This is a genomic window from Aeromonas sp. FDAARGOS 1404, from assembly GCF_019047085.1.
GTDB classification, from domain to species: Bacteria; Pseudomonadota; Gammaproteobacteria; order Enterobacterales; family Aeromonadaceae; genus Aeromonas; species Aeromonas veronii.
The window spans coordinates 1,104,298-1,126,693 of record NZ_CP077237.1 but is presented as its reverse complement, the minus strand read 5'-3'; the positions used below and the strand labels follow the sequence as shown (position 1 = coordinate 1,126,693).

The following is a 22,396-nucleotide window of genomic DNA, read 5'->3' as shown; positions in this document are numbered from 1 at the left end:
GCTCCCCGCGGGGAGCCCTGATTGTTATTTGGCGAATAGAGTGGCTGCTGCCATCAAGCCATGCGCGAGTTACTCCTGTGCCGGACTCTCCTTGCCTGCCAGCTGGCTCAGCCAGGCGAAGCGGCGATTGGCCTCCTGCTCAGCCTCTTCATAGAGCTGGCTGGCCACCTCCGGCAGCTGGCGCTCCAGCCGCTGGAAGCGGGGCTCATGGCGCAAGGTCTCGGCCAGCGAGGCATTGGGGGCCCGCGAGTCGAGCGCCAGCGGCAATTTACCTTCGTCAGCGCGGCGCGGGTCGAAGCGGTAGAGAGGCCAGAAGCCGGTTGCGGTCAGCTGCTTCATCTGTTCGTGGCTCTCGGCCATGTCGTAGCCATGCTCCTCGCAGGGGCTGTAGGCGATGATGAGCGAGGGCCCCGGATAGGCTTCCGCCTCCTGAATCGCTTTTACCGTCTGGTTCATCTGGGCGCCGAGGGAGATCTGCGCCACATAGACGTGGCCATACATCATCACGCTGGCGCCGAGATCCTTGCGTGCCTTGCGTTTGCCCTGCTCGCCAAACTTGGTGATGGCACCGAGCGGGGTGGCCTTGGACTGCTGGCCGCCGGTGTTGGAGTAGCACTGGGTGTCGAGCACCAGCACATTGATGTTCTCCCCCAGACTCAGCACATGGTCGAGTCCGCCAAAGCCGATGTCGTAGGCCCAGCCATCGCCGCCGATGAGCCAGACCGATTTTTCCACCAGATAGTCCGCATCGCGAGCCAGCTCAAGGGCCTCCGGAGTCTTGCTCTCTTGCAGCAGCTCCCGCAACTGCTGGATATGGGCCCGCTGCTCGGAAACCGGCAGGGTGGCATCGCCGAGCACCTCGCGTAGCGCTGCCGGTATGGTGTCGCCCAGGCTCGCCAGCAGACGGCGAACCCGCTCCCTGTGTTGATCGACGGTAAGACGGAAGCCCAGTCCGAACTCGGCGTTGTCTTCAAACAGCGAGTTGGCCCAGGCCGGCCCGCGCCCGTCGGCGTTGGTGGTGTAGGGGGTGGTAGGCAGGTTGCCGCCATAAATGGACGAGCAGCCGGTGGCGTTGGCAATCAGCAGCCGATCGCCATAGAGCTGGGTCAGCAACTTGATATAGGGAGTCTCGCCACAGCCGGAGCAGGCGCCCGAGTATTCAAACAGCGGCGAGATGAGCTGGGAGGTGCGGATGTCGATGCGTTCCAGCTGCTCGGCGCTGCGCTCTGGCAGGTCGAGGAAGAAGTCGTAGTTGGCCTTCTGCTCGTCGAGGTGATCGAGCCGTGAAGCCATATTGATCGCCTTGTGATCCGGGTTGCTGCGATCCTTGGCCGGGCACACCTCGACGCAGAGGTTGCAGCCGGTGCAATCCTCTGGCGCCACCTGCAGCACGTACTGCTGGCCGCGCATGTCGCGGGATTTCACATCCAGCGCATCGAGAGTGGCGGGAGCTGCGACCAGCGCATCCGGTTCTACCACCTTGGCGCGAATGGCCGAGTGGGGACAGGCGGCGACGCAGTAGTTGCACTGGGTACAGAGCTCCGCCTCCCAGATAGGGATCTCCTTGGCGATATTGCGCTTCTCCCAGCGGGTGGTACCGACCGGCCAGGTGCCATCCGGCGGGAAGGCGGAGACCGGCAGGCTGTCACCCAGTCCCGCCAGCATGGCGGCGGTGACGGTCTGGACAAAATCGGGGGCCTTGGCTGAAACCACCGGTGGGCGCGGGCGACTGGCGGGATCCAGCTCACCCAGCGGCACCCGGGTCAGAGCGGCGCAGGTTGCCTCCAGTGCCATCCAGTTGCGCTCGACCAGAGTCTGCCCCTTGCTGCCATAGCTGGCGGCGATGGCCTGCTTCAGCAGGCTGGTCGCCTCTGTGGGGGGAATGATGGCGCTGAGCTGGAAGAAGGCCATCTGCATCACGGTATTGATGCGGTTGCCGAGCTGGCAGTCGCGGGCAATTTTGGCGGCGTTGATGATGTAGAAGCGCGCCTCTTTCTCGCGCAGGGCGTGCTGTACCTCGCTGGGTAGGCGTTGCCAGATCTCCGCTTCGCTGTAGGGGGTGTTGAGCAGGAAGATGCCGCCCGCTTTCAAGCGTTCCGCCATCCGGTACTTGTCGACAAACTGCCACTGATGGCAGCCGATAAAGTCTGCCTCTTCCACCAGATAGGCCGATTGCAGCGGCCGCTCGCCCACCCGCAGGTGAGAGACGGTGAGGCCGCCCGCCTTCTTGGAGTCGTAGACGAAATAGCCCTGCGGATAGAGGTCGGTGTGGTTGCCGAGGATCTTGATGCTGTTCTTGGCCGCCGAGACGGTGCCGTCGCTGCCAAGGCCGTAGAAGAGCGCCTCCAGCTTGTGCTGCTGGCCGTGGATCGGGCTTTGCGAATTCAGCGCGGGCAGCGGTAGCGAGAGACCTGTGATGTCATCGAAGATGCCGACGGTAAAGCGCGGGCGCGGGTTCTCTTGCGCCAGTTCGGCAAACACCGCCAGCGCGCAGGCGGGGCCGAACTCTTTGGAGGAGAGGCCGTAGCGGCCGCCGATAACCCGCGGCAGGCTTGCCCGCTCGCCCCGGCTGACCGCTTCGGCCAGCGCCGTCATCACGTCGAGATAGAGGGGCTCGGCCTGTGCGCCCGGCTCCTTGGTGCGATCCAGTACGGCGATGGAGCGGGCACTCTCGGGAATCGCGGCCAACAGGTGTCCGGCCGAGAAGGGACGGAACAGCCGCACCTTCACCAGACCTACCTTCTCTCCTTGGGCCAGCAGGCGCTCGATCACCTCTTCACTGGTGCCGATGGCCGAGCCCATCAGCACCACTATCCGCTCCGCCTGCGGGTGGCCGACATATTCAAACGGCTGGTAGTGGCGGCCGGTCTGCTCGCCAAAAGCCTGCATCGCCTCGCTCACATGGCCATAGGCAGCGTCATACCAAGGGTTGCTCGCCTCCCGACACTGGAAGTAGGTGTCCGGGTTGGCGGCGGTGCCGCGAATGACCGGTTTGTCGGGGGTAAGCGCCCGGTCACGATGAGCACGGATGGCATCGGCGGGCAGCAGGGCGCGCAGGGTGTCGTCAGCGAGCGGCGCTATCTTGGCGATCTCGTGAGAGGTACGAAAGCCGTCGAAGAAGTGGATAAAGGGGAGGCGGCTGTTGAGGCTCGCTATCTGGGAGATCAGGGCAAAGTCCTGCGCCTCCTGCACATTGCTGGCACAGAGCATGGCGCAGCCGGTCTGGCGCACCGCCATCACGTCCGAGTGATCGCCAAAGATCGATAGCGCATGGGTCGCCACGGTGCGCGCCGCCACATGCAGCACGAAGGGAATGAGCTGACCCGCCAGCTTGTAGAGGTTGGGGATCATCAGCAGCAACCCCTGCGACGAGGTAAACGAGGTCGCCAGCGCGCCGGTCTGCAGGGCGCCGTGGACGGCGGCAATGGCGCCCCCTTCCGATTGCATCTCGACAACCCGGGGCACATCCCCCCACAGGTTCTTGCCCCGCTCGCTCGACCAGGCCGACGACTGCTCAGCCATGGCCGAGCTGGGGGTGATGGGGTAGATGGCGATGACTTCGCTGGTGCGGTACGCCACCGAGGCGACTGCGTTATTCCCGTCTGTGGTGATCATCTGTTTTCCACTTTGCTATGCCAGTTTGAAGGCCGATAGTTGCATCGGCAATGGATAGGTCGCTGGCATAGTAAGAGGGGCAATGAGAGCGTATCAAACGAGATAAATAATCAATTAATAAGTCAGTAATAGTGGTTAATTTAATCCCGTCGCGTGGGGGCGTGATTTTCTGCTGGTAGCCGGTGGGGTGGCGATTGACGGGCCATTGCTTTGGCCCGTCAGCACGGGGTTAATCCTGATCCACTTGCAGCCAGATGGCGCACTGATAAGGGGCGAAGAGCGGCAGTGGTTCACCTGGGTAATTGGCCAGCAGCAACCGCATCTCGTCTGCCACCTTGTCGAAGTGGGGCATCGGCAAGGGATTGGCCGTGAGATTGGCGAGTAGCAGCAGGGTGTGCCGCTCTCCGCTGGCCGGATCCTGCCAGTGGCGGCGATAGCTGATGCGCTCGGGGTCATCCCCATCCAGCAGATCGAAATTGCCGTGGCGAACGACAGGGTGAGCCTTGCGCAGGGCGATAAGCTGGCGATAGCAGTGAAACGGCGAGTCGGGACGGGTCAGCTGTTCGTCAGCATTTATCTCGACGTGGTTTGCATTGAGAGCGATCCAGGGTGTGGCCGTGCTGAAACCGGCGTGGGGGTCTGCGTCCCACTGCATCGGGGTACGGGCGTTGTCGCGGCCGATGGCATCGAGCCGCCGACTCAGCTCGGCAGGATCCAGCCCTGACTGGCTGGCGCGGTAGTTGATTGCCTCCACATCGCGTAGCTCGTCCGGCTGCCAGTGACGGTTGGTCATGGCGAGCTCCTCCCCCTGATAGATGAAGGGAGTGCCCTGCATCATGTGCAGCACCATGGCCCACAGCCTGGCGCTGGTTTCACGCCACTTTGGCCTGTCATCGCCAAAGCGGGAGACGGCGCGAGGCAGGTCGTGGTTGCCGAGAAACAGGCTGTTCCAGCCCTGACCGTGTAGCCCTTGCTGGTGGCGGGCCATGGCTCGCTTGAAGGCGAGGGGATCGATGCGGGATGACCACTTGTCACTGCCGAGCCCCAGATGCTCGAAGTTGAACACCATGCTGAACTCGCTGCCATCGTGGTTCGAATAGTTCAGCATATGGGCAAGGTCTGCCCCCCAGGTCTCCCCCACAGTGATGATCCCCTTGCCGCCGAAGCTCGCGGCATTGAGCTCGCGGATATAGTCGTGCAGGCGCGGGCCGTTGCTCATGGCAAGCCGGTCCCACTCCTTGCTCACCATATCGATCACATCGAAGCGAAATCCCTTGATCCCTTTGCCCAGCCAGAAGTTGATCACCGCCGCCATCTCGGCTCGCACCGCCGGGTTGTCCCAGTCCAGATCGGCCTGATTCGCGTCGAAGTTGTGCAGGTAGTAGCGATCAAGCTCTGGCACATACTGCCAGCCGCTGCCGCCAAAAATCGAGGTAATGGGGTGAGCATCGACAAAGGCTTGATCCCGGAATACGTAATAACCCTGATAACGGGGATCCCCGGCCAGTGCCTTCATAAACCACTCGTGCTCGGTGGAGGTGTGGTTGGCAACGATATCCATCATGATGCCGATGCCGTGAGCGGCCGCTTCGGCTATCAGCAGCTCCATCTCGGCCAAGGTGCCAAAGGCGGGGTCGATGGCTCGGTAGTCCGCCACGTCGTAACCGTTGTCCCGTTTGGGGGAGCGATAGATGGGGGTGAGCCAAAGCATATCGACCCCGAGGGTGGCCAGATAACCGAGGCGCTGACGGATGCCGTTGATGTCGCCCATGCCGTCGCCATCGCTGTCCTGAAAGCTCATGGGGTAGATCTGGTAGATGACGCAGCTATCGAGGTCGATATCGGGCGTGTGAAGGGAGTGCGTATTCATCAGCGTGGCCGGTTGGGGGAGAAGATTTTCTATCTTACGCAGATGAACGGGTACTCGACAGGGCAGGGGAAACCTTGAAAAGGGTTCCATAGTTGGCTGATTGCCAAAAGTGCGGGAAGGGTCACAAAGGCGCCATCCCGGGCCACGGCTGTGGTCGGGATGACACGGCACTTAGCACTGATACTCTGCAAGAATACGGGTTATTGAGCAGCCTTGGCCTGCTCGCTGCGCTGCTCCTGCTGGCGCTCTGCCTTCTCTTGTTGGCGTTCCGCTTGTGCTTCCAGCTCCTTGCCGAGGAAGTAGTTCAGGAAGGTGCGGATCACCGCGATGATGGCGAGGCGGATCAGCTCCTCCTTGCTCGGTGCGACCGTGGTGGCCAGGATGTCAGCGGCGAGCTGGAACTCCAGAGCCAGAATGAGCCAGCTGCCAAAGCAGAGACGAATGCGCGGAAAGCCGGGCTGGTGATCCCGCACTCTTGCCGCCAGCCAGAGGGTCTTGCCTAGCCCTATCACCACGCAGGCGATGGAGATGATCTCCAGCAGCAGCTGGAACAGCTCGACCCCGTGCATCATCCCCTCTTTCAGGCTTGCTATCTCAAACACTCGGGTCACCTCCATGATTCAAAAGAGGACACTATTAACACATCGCTCGGCAAAGGCCAAATCAGAGTCTCCTGATAAGCAGTGAGAGCTGTTCAATGAGCTGACGCGCCGCGGGGCTGACTCCGGCCAGTTGGAAGAAGCCGTGTATAACGCCCAGTTGCCGCTGACAGGTAGCCGTGACACCGGCTTGCAGCAGTTTGCGATAGAAGGCTTCCCCCTCATCGCGCAGCGGATCATATTCCGCCGTTACGATATGGGTCGGCGGTAATCCTGACAGGTCCGGATGGTGGAGAGGGCTGGCTTCGGGGTGAGTGGCGGGCTGCTCCCCCAGATAGGCGTGAAAACCGCTTAACAGCATGTCGCGGGTGATGAGGTAGTCATCCCCTAGCTGCCGATAGCTGTCACTGTCGCCAGCAGCATCGAGCATCGGATAGATGAGCAGTTGGGCAGCAGGCAAGGGGGCGCCTCGCTCCTTGAGTCGCAAGGTGGTGATGAGGGCTAGGTGGCCGCCGGCACTGTCGCCCGCAAGGACAACCCGCGCCGGATCCCCATGCCATTTCTCCACATCGGCCATGATGGCGAGCGTAGCAGCCAGTGCATCGTCGTGTGCTGCAGGATAGGTGTGTTCGGGTGCAAGGCGGGTATGCACCGCGAACACCAGTGCTTCGGCGCGATTGCACAGCATCCGCATCTGGCGGTCGTGAGTGTCGAACTCGCCGCTGACAAAACAGCCGCCATGAAAGTAGATCAGGGCCGGACGGCTTGCGCTTGAGGTTGGTGCTGGTTGATAGAGGCGAACGGAATAATGGCCATTTTGCCACTCTTCGACAGCGCCGACTTCCTCCCGTTCACCACCCAATATGGCTGAAGCAAGATAACCTTCACGCCGCTCCTGCCAGCTCAGGCTGCTCGCCTTGGGGCGGCCTGCTGCAATGAACTCTGCCACCATGGCCGCAATGGCCGGTTCAAGTAGTGTATCCATAACGCACCAATGACTGTATATAAAAACAGTTATTTTGCGCTTTTAGCCAGAGAGCGCAACCGGCGTTAGCTGAGGCAGCTCACAAAATCAGGCTTCAATCAGCTGGAATTCAATCACATAGAGCGGCGGCAGATCGGGGTAGATCTCGCGGATCACATCTTTAAGCTCGGGCAGGGTCATGTTCTCCTGGCGGGCGTGCTCGTCATTCAGTTCATCGAAGGCGACCGCCTTGACCGAGAGCACCTCTATGGTGCCAAAGGGCTGGAGCTCCGGGTTGGTAAAGAGGGCCAGCCGCTGGCCGGGTTGCCAGTTGGCTTCGCTCTCGTCGCGGATGGTGATGGTCTTGCGGCCCGCCTGAATATCGGCAACGAAGCGGCTGAAGAAGGTGAATTCGGGATAGGGATGGGCAGACATGGTGACTCCTGACAGGGTGAATCGAAATGAGGTGGATGGAAATCAAAGATCGAGATAGGCGCGGAGCCTGGCCAGATCGGCGATAACGGGGCCGTCACTGCTGTCGGCAATTATGCCCTGTTCGACCAGCTCCTTGAGGGCACGGCGGTAAACCCGCTCGGTGGTGCCGAAGCGCGCCGCCTCATGGGCCCGCTTGCGCGATCCCAGCATCGGAGTGCGCTGGCGCTCACGCCATAGCTCATAGGCGATGTTGTAGGCGATGGGGTGGAGCAGCCGGCTGGTGGTGATCTCCAGGGTGTCGAGATAGTCGCTGGCAAGCGCCGCAGCGAAAAAGAGGGTCAACTCAGGTTCTGCCAGCAGGCGCTGGGCTAGTTTGTTGGCGCAGATGACTCGGGCATCCAGCTCGGTCTCGGCCACCACGTTCCACTGTACCGGGGTTGCGCTGAAGAACTCCATCTCGCCGAAGATTTGGCTGTGGCACTCAATTTCGCCAAGCTGGAAGCGGCGGCCAGAGTGTACCGTGCTGTTGAGGGAGACCCGGCCATGTTCGACCAGATAGAGCTGCTCGCTCTGCTCCCCCTGCCGCATGATCAATTCGCCCGGTAGGTAACGGCGCAGAAACAGGGTGCAGGCGTCGAGCGCCGCGGCAAAGCGGGGTTCAAGCTGCTGGAGTTCGGCGTGAAAACGGCCGAGGGGGTAGGGCTGTTGCTGCATGACTTGCCTGTCGCACCGGATGACGAGGGTCATGAGGCTAGCAAGAGTGCGGGCCGGATACCAGCCCGCACGGTAGCGGATGTGCCGCAGTTAACGGTTTGCGCTTTATTGCACCAGAGCGTGGAGGGCGGCCGCGATGGCTTGCTGCTCACCGGCCATCATCGCCTGTTCGGCGCTGGCGTAATCCGCCACCCCTTGTTGCACATCCTGCTCGAACAGCACCACGTTGCAGAGCACGGCGGCAACCCGCACCTTGCGCAGGCGCCCCACCGTCAGCAGGGAGGCAGTTTCCATGTCTGCACCGAGTACGCCACGGGCATGCCAGTAGCGGCATACCTCCTGCTCATCATCTCGATAGAAGCTGTCGTGGGAGCGTACTAGCCCGTGCCAATGAGGCTGGCTGCCGGTCGCTACATGGTTGAGCAAGGCGGCCTGCAGCCAGATATCGGCGCAGGCGGGGTACTCGGCGGGCAGATAGGCCTGCGAGGCCCCCTCATTGCGTACCGCCCCTTCCACCACGATAAGGTCGCCAAGGCCGATGTCGTGTTGCAGGGCACCGGCGGAGCCGACCCGAATAAGCGAGCGGGCACCGGCTTGCACCAGCTCCTCCAGCGCGATGATGGCTGAGGCGCCGCCGATGCCGGTGCTGCAGACCGTGATGGGCAGCCCCTGATAGCGGCCGTTGATGAGGCGAAACTCCCGGTTTTGCCCCAGCACTTCACACTGTTCGAGCTGGCTGGCGATGCGATCGACCCGGGCCGGGTCGCCGCACAGTACCACCCGCTCGGCAATCTGGTCGGGGCGGCACTGGAGATGGGGTAACAGACTCATGGCTTACAGACCTTGTGGCTGGCGCTTGGCGGCAATCACCCAGAGGCGAGTGCCGTTGGCGGCGATAAACAGCAGGATCAGATACTCCAGCGACATGGCGTAAACGCCCTGCGCGGCATAGACACCGATGCTGATGATGTTGATGACGACCCAGAGGATCCAGTTCTCCACGTATTTGCGGGTCATCAGGATCTGGGCTACGACCGAGAGCACCGTCATGCTGGCATCCCAGAACGGGAAGGCATCGGGAGATGGCTCGGGGATGGCAAGGTTAGCACCAAACAGGTTGAGCAGGGAGACCGAGGTGCGTGCCAGGGTGGCGAAGACCGGGTCGATATAGCGGGTCAGCAGAGCGATGGCCAGCACGCTCACGGCGGCGGTCATTATCAGCTTGGATTTGCTGAGCCAGCGGATCTGCAGGGTATCCCCCTGATCGTTGGCCGGGCGGGTCCAGGCGTACCAGCCGTAGACGTTGGCGCAGAAGAAGAACAGCTGCAGCATCAACAGTCCGTAGAGCTGGATCTGGAAGAAGATGATGGCAAACAGGCTGACGTTGATCAGGCCAAACAGGTAGTTGATGGTCTTCTCCTGACTGGCGAACCAGATACAGGCCAGCCCGAACAGGGTGCCGATGGCTTCAATCCATGACATGGCATAGCCGCCACCCAGCGGTATGGTCACCAGCGTGTTATTGATGCTGAACAGCTCGAATATGCTCATTTTCTGATCCTTGGACATGAGGGTTAGTATGCGAGGGCGCCATTCTAAGGGGTGAGGGGGAGTAGGGGCAGGACTTTTGTCCACCCCGGGCTTGGCCCATATCAAAGAAATCGCCGCTGGTGCCCGGTTATTCCAGCAGTGATGGGTTATGGTGCCCCCGCTGGCCGGACTTTATTGATATGTAGCAAGATGATAGCGCCATGGCTGTGGTCTGATAGAGTCCACTCTCCGGGAGGAGAATCACGTGATAAAAGGAGGTTGCATTGAATTCCGAGCTTGTCTGGGTGCTCTGTCTGCTGGCTGGCGCCATCTATCTCTTCATGACCAACAAGGTGCGCATGGACGTGGTCGCCCTGGGCGTGGTCATCTTGTTTGTGCTGAGCGGCACCCTCACCCTGTCGGAGGCGCTGGCGGGCTTTAGCGATCCCAACGTCATTCTGATTGCCGCCCTGTTTGTGGTCGGTGAGGGGCTGGTGCGCACCGGCATCGCCTATCAGGTGGGGGATGCATTGGTGAAGGTGGCGGGTAGCAGCGAGATCAAGCTGCTGGTGCTGCTGATGGTGGCGGTGGCGAGTCTGGGGGCTGTGATGAGCAGCACCGGAGTGGTGGCCATCTTCATCCCGGTGGTGCTGAGCGTGGCGAACCGGATGGGGATCCCGGCCGGTCGCCTGATGATGCCCCTCGGTTTTGCCGGGCTGATCAGCGGCATGATGACGCTGGTGGCCACGCCCCCCAACATGGTGGTCAACAGTGAGCTGATGCGCCACGGCATTCACGGCTTCGGGTTCTTCGATTTCACCCCGATGGGCGTGCTGATCCTGGGGCTGGGCATCCTCTACATGCTGCTGGTGCGCGGCTCCTTGGTGGGCGAAGGGGAAGAGGGCAAAGGCAAGCAGACCGGACGCCGCACCCTGCGCGATCTGATCCGAGACTACCGATTGGCCGGTCGGGCCCGTCGTCTGGCGCTACGGCCGGACTCCCCGCTGATTGGCCATACCCTGGATGAGCTGCAACTGCGCGCCCGTTATGGTGCCCACGTCATCGGGGTGGAGCGCTGGCGCAAGTTCCGCCGGGTGATGGTGCCGGTGTCGGGGATCAGTGAATTTCAGGCCAAGGATGTGCTGCTGATCGACATGTCAGATCCCGAGGTGGATGTGCGGGCGTTTTGCACCGAGGCGCGGCTCGAACCCATGATCCTGCGCGGGGAGTACTTCTCCGATCAGGCGCGGGAGGTGGGGATGGCCGAGGTGTCGCTGATCCCCGAGTCCAAGCTGCTGGGTAAAAGCGTGCGTGAGGTGACCTTCCGCTCCAGCTATGGCCTGAGCGTGGTGGGGCTGCGCCGCGACGGTGAGGCACTGGCAGGCAAGCTGGTAGACGAGCCGTTGCAGATGGGGGATACCCTGCTGGTGGTAGGGAACTGGAGCCACATCAGACAGTTGCAGACCCATAGCCGCGACTTTCTGCTGATGGGGCTGCCCGCCGAAGTGGACGAGATGGCCCCCGCCCGCAGTCAGGCCATTCATGCCCTCTTTTGTCTTGGAGTGATGATCCTGCTGATGGTGACCGATCCGGTGCCCAACGTGATTGCGGCACTGATCGCCTGCCTGCTGATGGGCAAGTTTCGCTGCATCGATATGGAGAGTGCCTACAAGTCGATCCACTGGCCGACCCTGATCCTCATCGTCGGTATGCTCCCCTTTGCGCTGGCGCTGCAAAAAACCGGCGGGGTGGATCTGATCGTCGGTGGTCTGATCAATGCGGTAGGGGAGATGGGGCCGCGGGTCATGCTGGCCAGCCTGTTTGCCCTCTGCGCGGTGATCGGGCTCTTTATCTCCAACACCGCCACCGCAGTGCTGATGGCGCCCATTGCGCTGGGCACGGCGCAGCAGATGGGTGTCTCGCCCTATCCGTTTGCCATGACCATTGCCATCGCCGCCTCGGCTGCCTTTATGACGCCGGTCTCGTCACCGGTGAATACTCTGGTGCTGGGGCCGGGCAACTACAAGTTTGCCGATTTTATCCGTATCGGGGTGCCATTCACCCTGTTGGTGATGGCGGTCAGCGTGGTAGCGATCCCCTGGTTCTTCCCGTTCTGATAACCGGGATGATGAATGTGTGCACCAGCGGCCTGCGGGCCGCTTTTTTTATGTCGGGGAGACAAGAGTGGCAAGGCGTGCTCGGAATCAGTGAAGAGGGACGTGAACGTGAATTAACGTGGAGATGGGTTAATAGAGGCGCGAGAGAAAAACTGGGGAGAGGCAAATTTCAGATACAAAAAAACCAGCGTGAGCTGGTCTGTTTGGTACTGCTATTAATGGTGCGGAAGGAGAGACTCGAACTCTCACGCCTAGGGCGCCAGAACCTAAATCTGGTGCGTCTACCAATTTCGCCACTTCCGCAATATTAATGGTGGCTATGACGGGATTCGAACCTGTGACCCCCGCATTATGAGTGCGATGCTCTAACCAACTGAGCTACATAGCCGTTTGTTATCGACCACAGATGTGGAAGAGAACAGAAATATGGCTGGGGTACTAGGATTCGAACCTAGGGATGGCGAGATCAAAACCCGCTGCCTTACCGCTTGGCGATACCCCAACAGAAATAATGGTGGCTATGACGGGATTCGAACCTGTGACCCCCGCATTATGAGTGCGATGCTCTAACCAACTGAGCTACATAGCCGTTTGTTATCGACCACTGATGTGGAAGAGAACATAAATATGGCTGGGGTACTAGGATTCGAACCTAGGGATGGCGAGATCAAAACCCGCTGCCTTACCGCTTGGCGATACCCCAACAGCGCTCCTCAACAGTCATGAGACTGGCAAAGAACTTTTAAAAATGGCTGGGGTACTAGGATTCGAACCTAGGGATGGCGAGATCAAAACCCGCTGCCTTACCGCTTGGCGATACCCCAACAGCGCTCCTCAACAGTCGCGAGACTGGCAAAGAACTTTTAAAAATGGCTGGGGTACTAGGATTCGAACCTAGGGATGGCGAGATCAAAACCCGCTGCCTTACCGCTTGGCGATACCCCAACTAGAGATGGTGGCTATGACGGGATTCGAACCTGTGACCCCCGCATTATGAGTGCGATGCTCTAACCAACTGAGCTACATAGCCAACCTTGCTTCCGGTGAGTCGTTACCTCGTCACCGTGCGGGCCGAATTATGCGTATCTGGCTCTGGGGCGTCAACCCTTTTTTTGCCAGAAAAACGCAATTTGAGTGCGTTTGACCAGTTATTGGTCTCTGTTGCGCAAAAGCCCAACAATCTGCTTTTTTTTAAGACATTGCCATGATTGCCCAAGCAATGGCAGATAAAAAACAGGCCAGCAAATGCTGGCCTGTCATGGGATTAGACGTTGAACAGGAAGTTCATGATATCGCCATCTTTGACGATGTAATCTTTCCCTTCAGCGCGCATCTTGCCCGCTTCCTTGGCGCCTTGCTCACCCTTGTAGTTGATAAAGTCTTCAAAGGCGATGGTTTGGGCGCGAATAAAGCCTTTTTCAAAGTCAGTGTGGATCTTGCCAGCCGCTTGCGGGGCCGTGGCGCCGACGGGAATGGTCCAGGCGCGAACCTCTTTCACACCGGCGGTGAAGTAGGTCTGCAGGTTGAGAAGCTGGTAGCCGGAGCGGATAACGCGGTTCAGGCCCGGCTCTTCGATGCCCAGGTCAGCCATGAACTCGGCGCGATCTTCATCGTCCAGTTCGGCGATGTCTGCTTCGATGGCGCAGCAGACCACGACCACGACCGCGTTCTCGGCGGCGGCGATTTCACGCACCTTGTCCAGATAGGGGTTGTTCTCGAAGCCATCTTCCGCCACGTTGGCGATATACATGGTGGGTTTCAGGGTCAGGAAGTTGAGGTGGCTCACGGCGGCCAGCTCTTCTTTATCCAGCTTCATGCCGCGGATCATCTGACCGTTTTCCAGCGCGACCTTGATCTTCTCAAGCACTTCCACTTCCAGCTTGGCATCCTTGTCGCCGCCTTTGGCGCGCTTGGACTGGCGGTGAATGGCGCGCTCGCAGGCGTCCAGATCCGACAGGGCCAGCTCGGTGTTGATCACTTCGATGTCGTCGGCAGGGGAGACCTTGCCGGCAACGTGAATGATGTTTTCGTCGTCGAAGCAGCGCACTACGTGGCCGATCGCTTCGGTTTCACGGATGTTGGCCAGGAACTGGTTGCCCAGACCTTCACCCTTGGAGGCACCGGCTACCAGACCGGCGATGTCGACGAATTCCATGGTGGTAGGCACAACGCGCTGCGGATTGATGATGGCCGCCAGCTGATCGAGACGGGGATCCGGCATCGGCACCACACCTGTGTTCGGCTCGATGGTGCAGAACGGGAAGTTGGCGGCTTCGATACCGGCCTTTGTCAGCGCGTTGAACAGGGTGGATTTACCTACATTGGGCAGGCCCACGATACCGCATTTAAAACCCATGGATTGTTACCTTACTTGATGGATGCTGTTGAGGGTCGCCCGCAGGCGGCCCATGTCATGCTTGTTCTGGTCGTTGCTCATGTACCGGCACAATGCCCGTACAGGGTCAAACCGACCTAACCCTTTTCAGCCTTGAAGCTGTGCAAGCGATTCATGGCCTTGGTCATATCTTGTTTGAACAGGATGTCGGTGGCGCGCAGGGACTCGTCCAGCGCGGCGTCGATCAAGTTCTGTTCACTGCTGGGGGCCTTGGTCAGGACGAAGCCAGCCACCTGCTCTTTGCTGCCGGGATGGCCGATCCCGAGCCGCAGCCGGAAGAAATTATTGTTGTTGCCCATCTTGGCGATGATGTCCTTGAGGCCGTTATGGCCACCGTGACCACCACCCTGCTTGAACTTGGCGATGCCAGGCGGCAGATCCAGTTCGTCATGGGCCACCAGAATCGCTTCCGGCTCAATCTGATAAAAACGCGCCAGTGCGGCCACCGCCTTGCCAGAGAGGTTCATATAGGTGTTCGGGATGAGCAGCCGCACATCCTGCCCCTCGACCAGGATGCGGGCAGTGTGGCCGAAGAACTTGGGCTCTTCGCGCAGGCTGACATTGTGCCAGCGGGCCAGTTGCTCCACATACCAGGCGCCCGCATTGTGGCGGGTTTTGGCATATTCCGGGCCGGGATTGCCCAGTCCGACGATCAGTTTGATTTGGCTTGTCACGCTTGATGTCTTCACTCGCAGCTGCCATGGGCACACTACCCAGGGCAATAGGACGCAATATTCTAGCCGCCGAGTGGCGATCACTCAACCAATGCGCATGTTATGGCGGGATTTGAGCGATTTTGGTGGCTAATGGATGACAAACGGGCCTCTTGCGAGAGGCCCGTTCTCTGTCGATTTGCTGATGACCCGGTTATTTGGCGCGCAGCAGGGTGACCGTTTCCTCATCCAGCGCGGTCAGGGTGGGGCGGGCATCGCGCACATACTCGACGAAGGAGGCTGCATCGGTGCCGCAATCCACGCCGCGGGCCTTGCAATCGAGGGCCTGGCCCGGGGCATAGACGGCGCTCAGCAACTCGCCATTTTGTGCCACTTTGAGCACCGGGAAGGCAGTCAGCTTGCCGTTGACGCTGGCGATGTCGACCCGCTCGCTCTTCTGACGCTGGGCATTGGCCAGTGCCTGCCAGCCGTCGTTGCCGTTGGCGCTGTAGGCGTTCATCACCACGCGATAGCGCTGGCTATCCACCAGATCCTGCCACTCGCCGCTCGCCGTCTTGTGCTGCAACTGGGTCAGGGTGCCCGCTTTGCCTGCGCTGGTCTCCTGGAAGGTGTAGCGCAGGTGGCCACCATAGGGGAACTTGCCAGCATGGGCGCTGGCGGGCAGGGTGGCGGTGATGGTTTCGGTCAGCAGGGCACGCACCTCGGCACCGGTCTGGGTCAGCACCGCGAGCTGGTTCTTGAACGGCAGCAGAGTGAGGGCGCTATCCCCCTCGCGCCACTCGCCGGCTGGCAGCTCGGCGCGCACGCCACCCACCGCTACCAGTGCGAAGTCGACCGGACCGCCGGTCAGGGCTTGTACTGCTGGGGTATTGGCCCAGTAGAACTCCCCTTCGGCAACCAGCGGCGCCACGTCGGAGCCGTGGCTGTCGCTGCCGTTGTCACCGGGACGACGGGCATTTTGCAACTGCTCGGGGATGGTGCCGATCACTGGGCCATAAGCTTTCTCCAGCGCCGGTTTGTAGTGGCTGTCGATGATGCCGCGCAGGCGCGGATCTTCATCCACGGTCACCAGATTGGGCTGGTTGTCGACAAACTGGCTCGCCTCTTTGCTGCGGGCATCGTCGAGTGCTTGCTTGCGCGCCGCATCGGCGAAGAAGTCGCGGCTGGCCAGCAGGCTGTTGTGGCCCTGGCAGTCGGTCACCTGACCCTGGCTGTCAAAGGTCACCTGTGCCAGACCGATGGCCTGGGCGTAGGAGCCCGCCTGCACCACGCAGGTCTTGCCGATGCCATCCGGATTGGTCACCAGCTTGGCGTAATCGCCGGTCTTGCCCCAGCCGATATTGCGAAAATCGCCGAGCAAGCTGTGGGAGTGGCCGCCGACGATGGCATCGAGGCCGTTTACCTTGGCGGCCAGTGCCAGATCCCGCTCGTTGCCGATGTGGGTGAGCGCCACGATCTGGTGGATCCCCTTGGCTTGCAGCATGTCGACCGTGGCCTGAGCCGAGGCGACCTCCTTGCCAAAGCGCAGCTTGCCGACGTTGGGGGCGATATTGCCCATGTCTTCCAGCACCAGACCGATGACGGCGACCAGTTGCTTGCCTTGCGGCAGGTTGTCGAGATCGGTGACCGGGCTCTTCTGGTTGCCGTCAAAGGCGTAGACCACGAAGGGCTTGAGGTTGTCAGCCTTGCTGAGGGCCGGATCGGCCTTGGTGTCGAGGTTGGCGGCCAGCACCGGGAAGTTGACCCCCTCGATGAAGCGGGCCAGCTTCTGGTTATCCAGATCGAACTCGTGGTTGCCCAGCGCCATGGCATCGAGGCCGAACTGGCTCAGCAACTCGGCGTTGGCCATCCCCTCGTTGAGTTTGAAGTAGCCGCTGCCCTGCCAGGCATCACCGCCGTGCAGCAGCAGCAAGGGCTGGTTCTTGGCCAGCGCATCGGCCTGATAGGCTTTCGCCATGGTCAGCAGGCGCGGATAACCGCCAAAGCGGGTATAGAGGGTGTCCGTCTCCCCCTGCTGGGCAAAGATCTGCCCTTTGATCTCGGCATTGACCGGATCAAACTGGGAGTGGGTGTCGTTCATGTGAGCCAAGGTCAGCACGAAGGGCGGGTTCTCTTTGGCGGGCTGACAGGCGAACAGGGCGGAGGTAAGGGTCGCGAGCAGGAGGGGACGCAAGCAATTCATGGGTAAATCCTTAAGCCTGCCGGGGGCAGGGTCGTACCAGATAGCAGAAAGTTGGAAAGAGAAGGTCCAGAAAGACGAAAACCGCCTGATGGCGGTTTTCGTTATTGCTGAATCTATCAATGCTCAAACATGGCAGAGATGGACTCTTCGTTGCTGATGCGACGAATGGCTTCGGCCAGTACAGTTGACAGCGTCAGCTGCTTGACCTTGCCGACCGCTTTCATCTCCGCAGTGAGCGGGATGGAGTCGGTGATGATCAGTTCATCGATCACGGAGTTCTTGATGTTCTCGACGGCGGAACCGGAGAAGACCGGGTGAGTGGCGTAAGCGAATACACGCTTGGCACCGCGCTCTTTCAGGGCCTCGGCGGCTTTGCACAGGGTGCCGCCGGTGTCGATCATGTCATCAACGATGATGCAGTCGCGGCCGGCAACGTCACCAATCAGGTGCATGACCTGGGAGACGTTCGGGCGGGGACGGCGCTTGTCGATGATGGCGATGTCGGTGTCATCCAGCAGCTTGGCGATGGCGCGGGCACGCACGACGCCACCGATGTCCGGGGAGACGACGACAGGAGACTCGAGGTTCTTGGACTTCATGTCTTCCAGCAGCACCGGGCTACCGAACACGTTGTCTACCGGAACGTCGAAGAAACCTTGAATTTGTTCGGCATGCAGGTCAACGGTCAGCACGCGATCCACACCGACGCTGGAGAGGAAGTCAGCGACAACCTTGGCGGTGATGGGTACACGGGCAGAGCGGACGCGGCGGTCCTGACGGGCATAACCAAAGTAGGGGATAACGGCAGTGATACGGCCAGCTGAAGCACGACGCAGAGCATCCACCATGACGATCAATTCCATCAAATTGTCGTTGGTCGGGGCACAGGTGGATTGAATGATGAAGATATCGCCACCACGTACATTCTCATTGATCTGTACGCTGATCTCGCCGTCGCTAAAGCGACCTACGGCAGCATTGCCGAGTTTGATAAACAGGCGATCTGCGATCTTCTGGGCTAGTTCCGGCGTTGCGTTACCAGCAAACAGCTTCATGTCAGGCACGGTTTGAAACCTCGGGGTTGCATCCAGTATGTGGGGGAGTCTGAAATCAGACCCTATCGTTTTGGGGCAAACGATTTATCAAGATAACGTACAAGGTGTCTGCTGCCCAATGAATGTGATGATACCGGTAACCCGAATCCGTGGCCGAGTGCAAAACCGGCCACGTTAATCATCATCAATACCGTTCGGTAAAATTGGCTGGGGTACTAGGATTCGAACCTAGGAATGGCGAGATCAAAACCCGCTGCCTTACCGCTTGGCGATACCCCAATCATTTGAACTGTTGCAATGTGGAGAAGAGAGGTGATATGTTCTCGCTCTTGGCGACAAACCCATCAAGTCCCTTCGGCACGCAGGCCAACACTTCCCGAGCAGTCACTTCGTCTTCAAATTGAGCAAAGACGCAGGCTCCTGTGCCCGTCATTCTTGACGGCGCGTATTCTAGCAACCAGCCGAGCGCATTGGCAACCTCGGGGTGGCGCTTTTTCACCAGTGATTCGCAATCGTTTTTCCACTCGCCTTCCAGCAGGTTGTCCAGCGCCATTTTCGGCGTGGCTCTCGGCAGGTCCGGATCCTGGAATACGGCCGCGGTCGCTACATGGCAATCGGGCTTGAGTACCAGATACCAGGCATCGGGAAGTTCGACCGGTTGCAGCCGCTCGCCCACTCCTTCGGCAAAGGCCGCCCGGCCACGGACAAACACCGGCACATCGGCCCCCAGCTGGACGCCGAGCGCTGCCAGTTCATCTTCACTCAAACCCGCTTGCCAGAGGTGGTTAAGCGCCACCAGCGTGGTCGCTGCATCGGATGAACCGCCGCCAATGCCGCCCCCCATGGGCAGCACTTTCTCCAGCCGGATATGGGCGCCTTGCGGGCTCGGCAGGGTTGTTTGCAGCAGCCGTGCCGCCCGAATAATCAGATTCTGCTCATCCGGCACCCCGGGAATGGCCGGGCTCAGGGTGAGTGTGTCGCTATTCGGTATCACCTCGAACTCGAGCCAGTCGCTGTGGTTGAGGAAGATAAACAGGGTCTGCAGCTCGTGATAGCCATCGGGACGACGGCCATTGACGTGTAAAAACAGGTTGAGTTTGGCCGGTGCCGGCCAGCGTGTGGAAGCCATTAACGTGCAAGAGTCCATTGGTTGATCTGAAGCTTGAGGCGGCTGTTCTGGCCGGTCATGGTCAGCTGGTGCGGCAGGCGGTAGCCATCCTGATCCCGATAATCGCCATAGACGATCTGCCACTGGCCGTCGCGCACGCTGGCCAGACTGCTGTCGGGGTTGAGTTCAAACTCCGCCTGACCTGGCAGCCCCTTGATCCACTCCGGCAATCCTGCAACCGGAATGTTCCAGCCGGTGAGCTGATAGATAAGCCCCTCGGCATCCTGGCTCTGGTGGCGATTGCCGTCGCTGTCGAGCAGGGTGATCTCTCCCTTGCTGCGGGAGAGCTCCAGAATGCTGGTGCCAATCAGGCTGGTGAGGTTGAGGCGATAATCCTCCCCATCCTGCTGCCAGTTGAGACGGGCGCTGCCCTTTTGCTGTGGCGTGATGATGGCCATCTTGCCGGATAGCTGCCAGTGAGTCAGTTGCTCAAGACGGGTCCGCTCCTGGTTCCAGTTCACCTGGTCACGCTGGGGCTGGGTGGTGGCACAACCGGCCAGCAACAGCAGGCAGGTGAGAGTAAAAATACGTAGCAGCAAGAGACGGCTCCAGAGAGAGGAATTTGCCACAGTATACGGGGCGGCCGTATTGCTTTTAAAGACTTACCCTTTCTCGTACAATTGGCAGCCTTTGCACCCAGCGTATGAAATGATCGTCGCCCACTCATGAGTTTGCTTGCCCTCGGAATCAACCACAACACCGCCAGTGTCGCCTTGCGGGAACGGGTCGCCTTTGGCCCGGACTGCATCGATCGCGCCTTGCGTGAGCTGGTGAGCCAACCCGGTGTCAGCGAGGCGGTGATCGTCTCCACCTGCAACCGGACCGAACTCTATTGCAATCTGGACGGGGAGCGGCAGGAGCAAGTGCTGCGCTGGTTGCAGCAGTTCCACGGGCTGGACGCGGCCGAACTGGTCACGGCCATCTATCAGCATCACGATGAAGAGGCGGTGCGCCACCTGATGCGGGTGGCGTGCGGGCTCGACTCGCTGGTGTTGGGGGAGCCGCAAATTCTGGGGCAGATCAAGCAATCCTATGCCCACGCCCAGCAGGCGGAGTCGGTGAAGGGGGCGCTGGAGCGGCTGTTCCAGAAATCCTTCTCGGTGGCCAAACGGGTGCGTACCGATACCGAGATTGGCGCCAGTGCCGTGTCGGTGGCGTTTGCCGCCGTCAGCTTGGGTCGGCGGATCTTTTCCGATCTATCCCAGACCAAGGTGCTACTGGTCGGTGCTGGCGAAACCATCGAACTGGTGGCCCGTCATCTGCGCGAGCAGAACGTGACCAAGATGATGGTGGCGAACCGCACCCTGCAGCGTGCCCAGACCCTGGCGGCCGAATTCGGTGCCCAGGTGATGACGCTCGAAGAGATCCCCGACTATCTGCACGAGGCGGATATTGTCATCAGCTCGACGGCCAGTCCTTTACCCATCATCGGCAAGGGGATGGTGGAGCGCGCGCTGAAGGCCCGCCGCTTCAAACCCATGTTTCTTGTGGATATTGCCGTGCCGCGCGACATCGAAGCCGAAGTCGATGAGCTCTCCGATGCCTATCTCTACACGGTGGATGATTTGCAGGGGATCATCGAGCAGAACCTCGAAACCCGTAAACGGGCTGCCGCACAGGCGGAAGTGATCGTGCAGGAAGAGCGCGACGAGTTTATGGGCTGGTATCGCGGCCAGAGCTCGGTCGACCTCATTCGCGATTACCGCCATCAGTCACAGCAAGTGGCTGATGAAGAGTTGCAACGGGCCCTGCTGGCATTGGCACAGGGCGAGAGTGCCGAACAGGCGCTCAAGGCGATGGCCCATCGCCTCACCAACAAATTGATCCACGCGCCGACCCAGGCGTTGCGCCAGGCTGCCTCCCAGGGGGATCAGAGCGAGCTCTCCCGCTTGCGGCAGGCGCTGGGGTTGTCACAAGAGCCATAATTTTCGGGCAACCTGCCGGTTGTCCCGTCCTCCATTGAGAATGCAAGAGTTATGAATCCGTCACTGATCAGAAAGCTGGAAGGCCTCATCGAGCGCCACGAAGAAGTACAGGCCATGCTCGGCGAGCCAGACGTGGTCTCGGATCAGGATCGCTACCGCGCCCTGACCCGCGAATATGCCCAGCTGGAAGATATCGTTCACGCCTTCCAGCGTTACCGTCAGGCGCAGGATGATCTTGAGACCACCCAGATGATGCTGGAGGAGGATGATGCCGACCTGCGCGAGATGGCGCAGGAGGAGCTGCCGCTGGCCAAGGCCAATCTGGAGGCGCTGGAGCAGGAGCTGCAACTGATGTTGCTGCCCAAGGATCCCAAGGATGACAACAATTGCTATCTGGAGATCCGCGCCGGTGCCGGTGGCGACGAAGCGGCCATCTTTGCCGGTGACCTGTTCCGCATGTATTCACGGTTTGCCGAGCGTCAGGGCTGGCGCGTCTCCATCGTCAGCTGCAATGACGGTGAATACGGTGGCTACAAGGAAGTGATCGCCAAGATCGACGGCGAGCGCGTCTATGGCCGTCTCAAGTTTGAATCCGGTGGTCACCGGGTGCAGCGGGTGCCGGAGACCGAATCTCAGGGGCGGGTGCACACCTCCGCCTGTACCGTCGCCGTGTTGCCGGAAGTGCCGGAAGCCGAGCAGATCGAGATCAACCCTTCCGATCTGAAGATCGACACCTTCCGTGCCTCCGGTGCCGGTGGTCAGCACGTCAACAAGACCGACTCGGCCATCCGCATCACCCACCTGCCGACCGGTCTGGTGGTGGAGTGTCAGGACGAGCGCTCCCAGCACAAGAACCGCGCCAAGGCGATGTCAGTGCTCTCCGCCCGCCTGCAAGCGGCCGAGGATGAGCGTCACCGCGCCGCCGAGCAGAGCACCCGCCGCAATCTGGTGGGCTCCGGCGATCGCTCCGAGCGCATCCGTACCTACAACTACCCGCAGGGTCGCCTCTCCGAGCACCGCATCAACCTGACCCTCTATCGCCTCTCCGAAATTTTGGAAGGGGATCTGGACTGCGTCATCACGCCGCTGGTGCAGGAGTATCAGGCCGATCAGCTCGCCTCGCTGGCCGAGAACAACTGATGCAAATGGTGAT

General features: G+C 60.4%; 17 protein-coding genes and 9 tRNA genes. 3 read left to right on the top strand and 23 right to left on the bottom strand.

The window, feature by feature from the left end; genetic code table 11:
• Positions 1 to 69: 69 nt before the first annotated feature.
• From nifJ to pnuC, 8 genes are all read right to left on the bottom strand, one after another.
• The gene (gene nifJ / locus I6L34_RS05095) at positions 70 to 3,615 is read right to left on the bottom strand and encodes a pyruvate:ferredoxin (flavodoxin) oxidoreductase (protein ID WP_216956005.1); all 3,546 of its coding nucleotides are present in this window, start codon (positions 3,613 to 3,615) and stop codon (positions 70 to 72) included.
• Positions 3,616 to 3,844: 229 nt separating this feature from the next.
• Positions 3,845 to 5,485, bottom strand: a complete 1,641-nt coding sequence (locus I6L34_RS05090; RefSeq protein WP_216956003.1) for an alpha-glucosidase — start codon at positions 5,483 to 5,485, stop codon at positions 3,845 to 3,847.
• A gap of 200 nt (positions 5,486 to 5,685) precedes the next feature.
• Positions 5,686 to 6,087 (bottom strand): DUF1622 domain-containing protein, encoded by a 402-nt coding sequence (locus I6L34_RS05085; RefSeq protein ID WP_047437940.1) that lies wholly within the window; start codon positions 6,085 to 6,087, stop codon positions 5,686 to 5,688.
• Between the two features lie 61 nt (positions 6,088 to 6,148).
• On the bottom strand, positions 6,149 to 7,069 hold the full coding sequence (locus I6L34_RS05080) for an alpha/beta hydrolase (protein WP_216956001.1): 921 nt from the start codon (positions 7,067 to 7,069) through the stop codon (positions 6,149 to 6,151).
• Between the two features lie 87 nt (positions 7,070 to 7,156).
• Positions 7,157 to 7,483 carry a N(4)-acetylcytidine aminohydrolase gene (yqfB, locus tag I6L34_RS05075; protein ID WP_216955998.1) on the bottom strand — a complete coding sequence of 109 codons (327 nt, stop codon included), beginning with the start codon at positions 7,481 to 7,483 and terminating at the stop codon, positions 7,157 to 7,159.
• A 42-nt stretch (positions 7,484 to 7,525) separates the two neighbouring features.
• The gene (locus I6L34_RS05070; RefSeq protein WP_047437937.1) at positions 7,526 to 8,197 is read right to left on the bottom strand and encodes a Crp/Fnr family transcriptional regulator; all 672 of its coding nucleotides are present in this window, start codon (positions 8,195 to 8,197) and stop codon (positions 7,526 to 7,528) included.
• A 105-nt stretch (positions 8,198 to 8,302) separates the two neighbouring features.
• Complete coding sequence (locus I6L34_RS05065) at positions 8,303 to 9,028, bottom strand: nucleoside phosphorylase (protein ID WP_139408063.1); 726 nt, start codon at positions 9,026 to 9,028, stop codon at positions 8,303 to 8,305.
• Between the two features lie 3 nt (positions 9,029 to 9,031).
• Entirely contained in the window at positions 9,032 to 9,748 is a 717-nt protein-coding gene (pnuC, locus tag I6L34_RS05060; protein WP_111900740.1) for a nicotinamide riboside transporter PnuC, read from the bottom strand.
• A gap of 263 nt (positions 9,749 to 10,011) precedes the next feature.
• Here pnuC and I6L34_RS05055 point away from each other — a divergent pair, with 263 nt between their 5' ends.
• Complete coding sequence (locus I6L34_RS05055; RefSeq protein ID WP_216955995.1) at positions 10,012 to 11,844, top strand: SLC13 family permease; 1,833 nt, start codon at positions 10,012 to 10,014, stop codon at positions 11,842 to 11,844.
• A gap of 219 nt (positions 11,845 to 12,063) precedes the next feature.
• On the opposite strand, the gene I6L34_RS05050 is transcribed toward I6L34_RS05055, so the two are convergent.
• The 15 genes from I6L34_RS05050 to lolB all read right to left on the bottom strand — a co-directional run bounded on the left by I6L34_RS05050 (position 12,064) and on the right by lolB (position 19,857).
• Positions 12,064 to 12,147, bottom strand: a tRNA-Leu gene (locus I6L34_RS05050).
• An 8-nt stretch (positions 12,148 to 12,155) separates the two neighbouring features.
• Positions 12,156 to 12,232, bottom strand: a tRNA-Met gene (locus tag I6L34_RS05045).
• Positions 12,233 to 12,271: 39 nt separating this feature from the next.
• Positions 12,272 to 12,346, bottom strand: a tRNA-Gln gene (locus I6L34_RS05040).
• A 10-nt stretch (positions 12,347 to 12,356) separates the two neighbouring features.
• Positions 12,357 to 12,433 (bottom strand) — tRNA-Met (locus tag I6L34_RS05035).
• Positions 12,434 to 12,472: 39 nt separating this feature from the next.
• Positions 12,473 to 12,547, bottom strand: a tRNA-Gln gene (locus tag I6L34_RS05030).
• Between the two features lie 46 nt (positions 12,548 to 12,593).
• Positions 12,594 to 12,668, bottom strand: a tRNA-Gln gene (locus tag I6L34_RS05025).
• A gap of 46 nt (positions 12,669 to 12,714) precedes the next feature.
• Positions 12,715 to 12,789, bottom strand: a tRNA-Gln gene (locus I6L34_RS05020).
• A gap of 8 nt (positions 12,790 to 12,797) precedes the next feature.
• Positions 12,798 to 12,874, bottom strand: a tRNA-Met gene (locus tag I6L34_RS05015).
• 234 nt (positions 12,875 to 13,108) lie between these two features.
• Positions 13,109 to 14,200, bottom strand: coding sequence for a redox-regulated ATPase YchF (gene ychF, locus I6L34_RS05010; protein ID WP_005353921.1), 1,092 nt, complete (start codon positions 14,198 to 14,200; stop codon positions 13,109 to 13,111).
• Between the two features lie 116 nt (positions 14,201 to 14,316).
• Positions 14,317 to 14,913, bottom strand: coding sequence for an aminoacyl-tRNA hydrolase (gene pth, locus I6L34_RS05005; RefSeq protein ID WP_139433558.1), 597 nt, complete (start codon positions 14,911 to 14,913; stop codon positions 14,317 to 14,319).
• Between the two features lie 193 nt (positions 14,914 to 15,106).
• A complete protein-coding gene (locus I6L34_RS05000) occupies positions 15,107 to 17,095 on the bottom strand; it encodes a bifunctional UDP-sugar hydrolase/5'-nucleotidase (RefSeq protein ID WP_216955992.1) in 1,989 nt (662 codons plus the stop codon).
• A gap of 116 nt (positions 17,096 to 17,211) precedes the next feature.
• Positions 17,212 to 18,159, bottom strand: coding sequence for a ribose-phosphate pyrophosphokinase (locus I6L34_RS04995; protein ID WP_005343846.1), 948 nt, complete (start codon positions 18,157 to 18,159; stop codon positions 17,212 to 17,214).
• Positions 18,160 to 18,354: 195 nt separating this feature from the next.
• Positions 18,355 to 18,429, bottom strand: a tRNA-Gln gene (locus tag I6L34_RS04990).
• A 1-nt stretch (position 18,430) separates the two neighbouring features.
• Complete coding sequence (gene ispE / locus I6L34_RS04985; RefSeq protein WP_216955988.1) at positions 18,431 to 19,279, bottom strand: 4-(cytidine 5'-diphospho)-2-C-methyl-D-erythritol kinase; 849 nt, start codon at positions 19,277 to 19,279, stop codon at positions 18,431 to 18,433.
• A complete protein-coding gene (gene lolB / locus I6L34_RS04980) occupies positions 19,279 to 19,857 on the bottom strand; it encodes a lipoprotein insertase outer membrane protein LolB (protein WP_216955985.1) in 579 nt (192 codons plus the stop codon). Before lolB ends, ispE begins: the two co-directional genes overlap by 1 nt.
• 126 nt (positions 19,858 to 19,983) lie before the next feature.
• On the opposite strand from lolB, the gene hemA reads away from it, so the two are divergent.
• Together hemA and prfA are read left to right on the top strand one after the other, a co-directional pair.
• Positions 19,984 to 21,243 carry a glutamyl-tRNA reductase gene (hemA, locus tag I6L34_RS04975; protein ID WP_139463482.1) on the top strand — a complete coding sequence of 420 codons (1,260 nt, stop codon included), beginning with the start codon at positions 19,984 to 19,986 and terminating at the stop codon, positions 21,241 to 21,243.
• Positions 21,244 to 21,294: 51 nt separating this feature from the next.
• Positions 21,295 to 22,383, top strand: coding sequence for a peptide chain release factor 1 (gene prfA, locus I6L34_RS04970; RefSeq protein ID WP_005353897.1), 1,089 nt, complete (start codon positions 21,295 to 21,297; stop codon positions 22,381 to 22,383).
• Positions 22,384 to 22,396: the final 13 nt, after the last annotated feature.

Coding starts and splice junctions, on each gene's coding strand:
- hemA (WP_139463482.1), top strand. CDS start 19,984: ATGAGTTTGCTTGCCCTCGGAATCAACCACAACACCGCCAGTGTCGCC.
- yqfB (WP_216955998.1), bottom strand. CDS start 7,483: ATGTCTGCCCATCCCTATCCCGAATTCACCTTCTTCAGCCGCTTCGTT.
- I6L34_RS05090 (WP_216956003.1), bottom strand. CDS start 5,485: ATGAATACGCACTCCCTTCACACGCCCGATATCGACCTCGATAGCTGC.
- ispE (WP_216955988.1), bottom strand. CDS start 19,279: ATGGCTTCCACACGCTGGCCGGCACCGGCCAAACTCAACCTGTTTTTA.
- I6L34_RS05065 (WP_139408063.1), bottom strand. CDS start 9,028: ATGAGTCTGTTACCCCATCTCCAGTGCCGCCCCGACCAGATTGCCGAG.
- nifJ (WP_216956005.1), bottom strand. CDS start 3,615: ATGATCACCACAGACGGGAATAACGCAGTCGCCTCGGTGGCGTACCGC.
- I6L34_RS05000 (WP_216955992.1), bottom strand. CDS start 17,095: ATGAATTGCTTGCGTCCCCTCCTGCTCGCGACCCTTACCTCCGCCCTG.
- I6L34_RS05080 (WP_216956001.1), bottom strand. CDS start 7,069: ATGGATACACTACTTGAACCGGCCATTGCGGCCATGGTGGCAGAGTTC.
- ychF (WP_005353921.1), bottom strand. CDS start 14,200: ATGGGTTTTAAATGCGGTATCGTGGGCCTGCCCAATGTAGGTAAATCC.
- I6L34_RS05070 (WP_047437937.1), bottom strand. CDS start 8,197: ATGCAGCAACAGCCCTACCCCCTCGGCCGTTTTCACGCCGAACTCCAG.
- pnuC (WP_111900740.1), bottom strand. CDS start 9,748: ATGAGCATATTCGAGCTGTTCAGCATCAATAACACGCTGGTGACCATA.
- prfA (WP_005353897.1), top strand. CDS start 21,295: ATGAATCCGTCACTGATCAGAAAGCTGGAAGGCCTCATCGAGCGCCAC.